Source organism: Nocardia sp. CC201C (assembly GCF_030010695.1).
GTDB lineage: Bacteria > Actinomycetota > Actinomycetes > Mycobacteriales > Mycobacteriaceae > Nocardia > Nocardia otitidiscaviarum.
The window spans coordinates 1-7,144 of sequence record NZ_JASCXP010000384.1; the positions used below are offsets into that span (position 1 = coordinate 1).

A 7,144-nucleotide genomic window follows, 5' to 3' on the forward strand; every position below is an offset into this window, starting at 1 on the left:
CCCCCCCCGCTTCGACAAATCCATCGGCTTCTTCTGGAACGCCACCCACCAGCAGATCTACCGCGTCCTCAAGCGTATGGAACAGCATGGCTGGGTGAGCGCCGAGGCCGTGGCACAGGACGGGCGACCGGACAAGAAGGTGTACACGGTCAGCGACGCCGGGCGAGCCGAACTCACCCGCTGGATCGCCGAACCCCTCGACATCGGACCCATGCGCAACGAGCTGGGCGTGAAGCTGCGCGCCGCCTCACACGGCGACATCCCCACGCTCTGCACCGAGGTGACCCGCCTGCGCGATCAGCACGCCCAACGACTCGAGCTGTACCGCGCCTTCGAGAAGAAGGACTTCTCCGCACCGGATCGACTCTCCGGGACGGCCCTGCACCAGTACCTCGTCCTGCGCGGCGGCATCCGCGTCGAGGAGGGGTTCGTCGACTGGTGCGATGAAATCCTCGCCGCCCTGCGGCGGGACACGGACCCGCGAGGCGACACAGCCCCGTCGCCCGCGCCTTGAGAAAGGCAGTGCTCAGCGATGAGTCTCTATCCGCACCTCGTCGAACCGCTCGACCTCGGATTCACCACCCTGCGCAACCGGGTGGTGATGGGTTCCATGCACACCGGTCTGGAGGATCGCGCGTGGAACACCAACAAGCTCGCCGCCTACTTCGCCGAACGCGCCAAAGGCGGTGTGGGACTCATCATCACCGGCGGCTACGCCCCCAACCGCACCGGCTGGCTGCTGCCCTTCGGGGCGAAACTGACCAATAGGACCGAGGCGTACCGGCATCGCGCCATCACCAAGGCGGTACACGCCGAGGGCGGCAAGATCGCCCTGCAGATCCTGCACGCGGGCCGCTACTCGTATATGCCCGGCAGCGTGTCGGCCTCTTCGATCAAGGCCCCGATCAACCCCTTCCGCCCGCGCGCCCTGTCATCCAGGGGCGTCGAGCAGACCATCGACGATTACGCGCGCTGCGCCCAGCTGGCCAAGTTCGCGGGCTACGACGGCGTCGAGATCATGGGCGGCGAGGGCTATTTCATCAACCAGTTCCTGGTGCCGCGCACCAACAAACGCAAGGACAAGTGGGGCGGCAGCTCCGAGAACCGCCGCCGCATCGCCGCCGAGATCGTCGAGCGGGTGCGCGCGGCCACCGGACCGGATTTCATCATCGTATTCCGGCTATCCATGGCCGATTTCGTGGAGAACGGCCAGACCTGGGACGAGATTGCCGCTGTCGCACGGGATGTGGAGGCCGCCGGGGCCACCATCATCAATACCGACATCGGCTGGCACGAGGCGCGCGTGCCCACCATCGTCACCTCGGTGCCGCGCGCGGCGTTCGTGGAATGGACCGCGAAAGTCAAAGACATCGTGAGCATTCCGGTGTGCGCGTCGAACCGCATCAATATGCCCGAGACCGCCGAGGAGATCCTCACCCGCGGCGACGCCGACCTCATCTCGCTGGCCCGCCCGCTGCTGGCCGACCCGGACTGGGTGGTCAAGGCGCAGGAGGCGCGCACCGACGAGATCAACACCTGCATCGCCTGCAACCAGGCCTGCCTCGATCACGCCTTCCAGGCCAAACACGTGTCCTGCCTGCTGAACCCGCGTGCAGGTCACGAAACCGAACTGAAGCTGCTGCCCACCCGGCGCACCCGACGTTTCGCCGTGGTCGGGGCGGGCCCGGCCGGACTCTCCGCGGCGGTCAGCCTGGCCCAACGCGGTCACCACGTGGACCTGTACGAATCCGATGACAAGATCGGCGGCCAGTTCGACATCGCCCGGCGCATTCCGGGCAAGGAGGAGTTCAACGAGACCATCCGCTACTACACGCGGATGATCGAGGTCGCGGGCGTGCGCCTGCATCTGGAGACCCGCGCCACCGCCCAGCAGCTCATCGACGGGAACTACGACGAGGTCATTCTGGCCACCGGCGTGCGGCCCCGCATCCCGAAGATTCCGGGCATCGACCACCCGAAGGTGCTCACCTACGCCGAGCTGGTGCGCGACGGCAAGCCGGTCGGCAAGAAGGTGGCCGTGATCGGCGCGGGCGGCATCGGCTTCGACGTGAGCGAATTCCTCACCGTGGAAGGGCATCCCAGCCTCAAACTCGACGAGTGGAAAGAGGAGTGGGGCGTCACCGACGATGAGAACGTGCGCGGATTCGTCACCACCCCCAAGCCCTCCCCCGCCGCCCGGGACGTGGTGCTGCTGCAACGCAAGACCTCATCCTTCGGCAAGGGGCTCGGCAAGACCAGCGGCTGGGTGCACCGGGCGGCGGTGAAGGCCAAGGGCGTCGAGCAGATCGGCGGCGTGAATTACGAGCGCATCGACGACCGCGGCCTGCACATCAGCTTCGGCGAGAAGCGGGAACGGCCGCGGGTCATCGAATGCGACAACGTGATCCTCTGCGCCGGACAGGAATCCGTGCGGGAACTGGAGGAGCCGCTGCGGACGGCGGGCGTGCGGGTGCATCTCATCGGCGGTGCGGACCTGGCCGCCGAACTCGACGCCAAACGCGCCATCGACCAGGGCACCCGCCTGGCGGCGGCGCTGTAATGCCGCTGCTGACCCGCCTCGGCCTGCCCGGAGACGAGCGAGCCTGGGCGGCACTGGGATTCACCGTCACCGACGGCGCCGTGCGCATCGGCCAGGTGACGTGCACCTTCGGCGAACCCGCGTGGGGTTTCGACGCGGTGCACGCCGACCCGGCGCTGCTGGACGTCCCGGCCCTGCTGGATACGACGGACGCACCGCCCGCGGCACCGCATCCGAACGGCGTGACCCGCGTGGACCACATCGTCTACTGGGTCCCCGACCTGGACACGGCGGTCGAGGACCTGAACGCGGTCCTCGGCGTGCCCCCGCGCCGCCGCTTCCACCCGCGCGGCCCCGACGGCCCGGAAATGGCCTTCTACCGCGTCGGCGAAGCCTTCATCGAGGTCGTCACCTCCGGCCTGCCCCGAGCCCTGGTCGGCGTCGCCTTCATGGCCGACGACCTGGATGCCACGGTCGCGGCCGTGCGTGCCGCGGGCGGTCCCATCGGCGATCCCAAGCCCGCCGTCCAGGGCGGCCGCATCGCCAGCGTCTGGCGGGGACATGTCAACTGGGGCATTGCCTTCATGGAGAAGTAGACCGCAGACGCGACAACTGATCTCGCGAGGCGAGGGCAACTCGTCGGGTACGTCCAGCATGGTTTCGGCACTCACCGCCGGCACGCGCGCACGACTGGCGACGGCTGTCAACCGCGCGCTGCGAATTCGGGAGGCGGGTAAGCTCGCCAACCGTGAGTCTTCCCGCACCCACCGCTGACAACCGTGCCGTCATCACCGGAGCCTCGTCCGGTATCGGCACCGCCCTCGCCACCGAGCTCGCGTCGCGCGGCTACAACGTCATCCTCGTCGCCCGACGCGAGGATCTGCTGAACCAGCTGGCGCAGCGGCTGACCGAGAAGTACGGCGTGATCGCCGAGGTGCGGGCGGTGGACCTGTCCGATCGGGAGCAGCGGGCTCCGCTGGCCAAGGAGCTGTCCGGCCGCGATATCGCGATCCTGTGCAACAACGCCGGGGTGGCCACCTTCGGGGCGCTCGCCGACCTGGATCTGGACTACGAGCGCGACATCATGGAACTCAATGCCGTCGCCGTGCACGATCTGTCCCTGGCGGTGCTGCCGGGCATGCTGGCGCGGCGCGCCGGCGGCATCCTGATCACCGGTTCGGCGGCGGGCAATATGCCCATCCCGAACAATGCCACCTATGCCGCGAGCAAGGCGTTCACCAACACCTTCTCCGAATCGCTGCGCGGTGAGCTCAAGGACACCGGCGTCCACGTCACGCTGCTGGCCCCCGGCCCGGTGCGCACCGACAACCCGGATCAGGAGGATGTGGGCAACAAGATCCCGGACTTCGTCTGGGTCTCCGCCGCGCACGCCGCCAAGATCTCCATCGACGGCCTGGCCCGCAACCGGATGCGCATCGTCCCGGGCGTGCTCAGCAAGGGGATGAGCCTGGCGGGGCAGTTCGGCCCGCGTTCCATCACCTCGGTGGTCGCCGGCTCGGTGTACAAGAAGCTGGGCAGCTGACCGGCTGAGGGGTCAGGAATCCGTCAAGATCGGCCGGGAGGCCGTCAAAGCAGCGTTACCGTACGCGCCGGTCCCCCGGAACCGGCGTAGTCCTGACATCGGCCCCGCATACCGAACGGCGGGGACGACAGCTGGAGACACCGTGACGCTGCTCGACATGTTCCCCTCCCTGGGATCGACGATGGTGCCGCGACTGGCCCCGTCGGTCTGGCCGACCGACACCCACTACGACACGGACGGCCGCATCACCGTCGGCGGGGTGGCCCTCTCCGATATCGCCGACCAGTACGGCACCGCCACCTACGTGCTCGCCGAGGACGAGGTGCGCGCCCGCTGCCGCGCCTACCGCAAATACTTCCCGGACGCGGAGGTCATCTACGCGGGCAAGGCGCTGCTCACCCGGGCGGTAGCGGAATGGGTTACCTCCGAAGGGCTTTCGCTGGACGTCTGCTCGGCCGGAGAACTAGCCATAGCCCTGGCGGCCGGTGTCGACCCCAAGCGAATCATCCTGCACGGCAACGGGAAACCGTTCCACGAGATGCAGGCGGCGGTGCGCGCCGGTGTCGGTCGCATCGTGATCGACTCGCTCACCGAGATCCCGCTGCTGGCCGCGCTGGCCACCACACCGCAGCGGGTGCTGCTGCGCATCTCCCCCGATATCGACATCGACTCGCATCCGGCCGTGCGCACCGGCGTCGCCGATCAGAAGTTCGGCTTCCCGGTGGGCAGCGACCTGGCCGCCGAAGCGGTGGAACGCGTGCTGCGGCAACCGAATCTGCGCCTGGTCGGCTTCCACTGCCATCTCGGCTCGCAGATCCACGACACCTTCCCGTTCGGGGAGGCGGTCCGCCGCCTGGTCTCCGCCATGGCGCGGGTGCGCGACGACCACGACCACCTGCTCACCGAACTGGATCTGGGCGGCGGGCACGCGGTGGCCTACCGGTGCGGTGACGCCGAGATGAACCTGCCCGAACTCGCCGACATCGTCGAGGACGCCCTGGACGCCGCCTGCGCGCGCTACGGCTTCCCGCGCCCGGGGATCGCCGTCGAACCCGGCCGCGCCATCGTGGCGCGGGCCGGGATCACGCTGTACCGGGTGCTGTCCATCAAGCGGATCGACGACGGCCACACCTACGTGACGGTGGACGGCGGCATGAGCGACAACCCGCGCGTGGCGCTGTACGGCGCGCGCTACGACGCCGTGGTCGCCAACCGGCACACCGTCGGCCCGGAGATGACCGCCACCGTCGCGGGCCGCTACTGCGAAGCGGGCGACATCCTCGCCGCCGACGTGCGTCTGCCCGCCGACCTGCGGCCGGGTGAGGTGCTGGCGGTGCCGTGCACCGGCGCGTACCACCACAGCCTCGCCTCCACCTACAACGGCGTCGGCCGCCCGCCCATCGTGGCGATCAGCGGCGGCCGCTGCCGCGAACTGCTGCGCCGCGAGACGGTCGACGATCTGCTGCGCCGCGACGTGGGCTAGCGGCCGTCAGGCGCGATCCGTGGGCCGGCAGGGTGCGGTCACCGCTTCCTGGTGCCGAAGATGCTGCGGCCGATCTCGCGTCCGGCCACGGTGGCGGCGGAGCGCAGGAAGTTCTTGAAGGCCGCGTTGTTGACGATCTTCTCGGCCATGGACTCCTCCACCGGCTCGGCCCGGCGGGAGCGGGAGCGGGTGGGCGCGGGTTCGTCCTCGGCCCGCTCCGCCGCGGCGGCGACCTTCTCGGCGAGGATCTCGTAGGCCGAATCACGGTCGATGGTCTGGCCGTATTTGGCGTACAGGGTGCTCGACTGGGCGCGGGAGCGGATGCCGTCGTCGCCGATAGTGTCCATGAGCGAACGCGGCGGCTGCATGCGGGCCCAGGCCACCGGGGTGGGCGCGCCCTTCTCCGACAGCACGGTGACCACCGCCTCGCCGATACCCAGTGAGGTGAGCGCCTTCTCGAGGTCGTAGGTGGCGGTCTTCGGGTAGGTGCGCACGGTCTTGGACAGCGCCTTCTGGTCCTCCGGGGTGAAGGCGCGCAGCGCGTGCTGGATGCGTGCGCCCAGCTGCGAGAGCACCGAGTTCGGGATGTCGGTGGGCAACTGGGTGCAGAAGAACACGCCGACGCCCTTGGAGCGGATGAGCTTCACCGTCTGCTCCACCTGGTCCAGGAACGCCTTGGACGCGTCGTTGAACAGCAGATGCGCCTCGTCGAAGATGAACACCAGCTTCGGCTTGTCCATATCGCCGATCTCCGGCAGCGTCTGGAACAGATCGGCCAGCACCCACATGAGGAAGGTCGAGAACAGCTGCGGCCGCGCGGCCTGCGAACCCAGTTCGAACAGCGTGATCACGCCCTGACCGCCCGCGGTGCGCAGCAGATCCGACGGATCCAGTTCGGGTTCGCCGAAGAAGGTGTCGCCGCCCTCGGCCTCCAGGTTCACCAGGGCGCGCAGGATCACGCCCGCCGTGGCAGCGGAGACACCGCCGATACCCTTGAGATCCTCCTTGCCCTCCGGGCTGGTGAGGAACTGGATCACCGACCGCAGATCCTTCAGATCCAGCAGCGGGAAGCCGTTCTTGTCCGACCAGTGGAAGATCAGGCCCAGGGTGGATTCCTGGGTTTCGTTGAGTCCCAGCACCTTCGACAGCAGAATCGGCCCGAACGAGGTGATGGTGGCGCGAATGGGCACCCCGATGCCACCGGTGCCCAGCGAGACGAACTCGCACGGATACCCGGTCGGCTGCCAGTCCGGATCGCCGGTCTCCTCGGCCCGCCGCAGAATCTTGTCATTGGACTGTCCCGGCTGCGCGAGCCCGGACAGGTCTCCCTTGATATCGGCGAGCACCACCGGCACCCCCGCCGCCGACAACTGCTCGGCGATGCCCTGAATGGTCTTGGTCTTACCGGTCCCGGTGGCCCCCGCGACCAATCCGTGGCGGTTCATGGTCTTCATCGGAATGCGCACGCGCGCGGAGGGATTCACCTCGCCGTCCACGATGACGGTGCCCAGCTCGAGGGCGAGCCCCTCGAAGGCGTAACCGGCCGCGATGGCCTCGGCCGCCGGCGCGGCGGACCCGG

6 protein-coding genes are annotated in these 7,144 nt (G+C 68.7%); 5 read left to right on the forward strand and 1 reads right to left on the reverse strand.

Annotated elements, in window-relative coordinates; genetic code table 11:
- The 5 genes from QK444_RS29190 to lysA all read left to right on the forward strand — a co-directional run.
- On the forward strand, nt 1-514 hold a 514-nt coding region (locus QK444_RS29190; RefSeq protein ID WP_282785343.1), incomplete at its 5' end, for a PadR family transcriptional regulator.
- An 18-nt stretch (nt 515-532) separates the two neighbouring features.
- Nucleotides 533-2,560, forward strand: a complete 2,028-nt coding sequence (locus tag QK444_RS29195) for an NADPH-dependent 2,4-dienoyl-CoA reductase (protein ID WP_282785344.1) — start codon at nt 533-535, stop codon at nt 2,558-2,560.
- Entirely contained in the window at nt 2,560-3,135 is a 576-nt protein-coding gene (locus QK444_RS29200) for a VOC family protein (protein ID WP_282785345.1), read from the forward strand. The genes QK444_RS29195 and QK444_RS29200 overlap by 1 nt, the downstream gene beginning before the upstream one ends.
- Nucleotides 3,136-3,287: 152 nt before the next feature.
- Nucleotides 3,288-4,082, forward strand: a complete 795-nt coding sequence (gene cmrA, locus QK444_RS29205; RefSeq protein ID WP_282785346.1) for a mycolate reductase — start codon at nt 3,288-3,290, stop codon at nt 4,080-4,082.
- Between the two features lie 142 nt (nt 4,083-4,224).
- Nucleotides 4,225-5,565, forward strand: a complete 1,341-nt coding sequence (gene lysA, locus QK444_RS29210) for a diaminopimelate decarboxylase (protein ID WP_282785347.1) — start codon at nt 4,225-4,227, stop codon at nt 5,563-5,565.
- 38 nt (nt 5,566-5,603) lie between these two features.
- On the opposite strand, the gene QK444_RS29215 is transcribed toward lysA, so the two are convergent.
- Nucleotides 5,604-7,144 (reverse strand): helicase HerA-like domain-containing protein (locus tag QK444_RS29215; protein ID WP_282785348.1); only part of this gene is annotated, 1,541 nt, incomplete at its 5' end.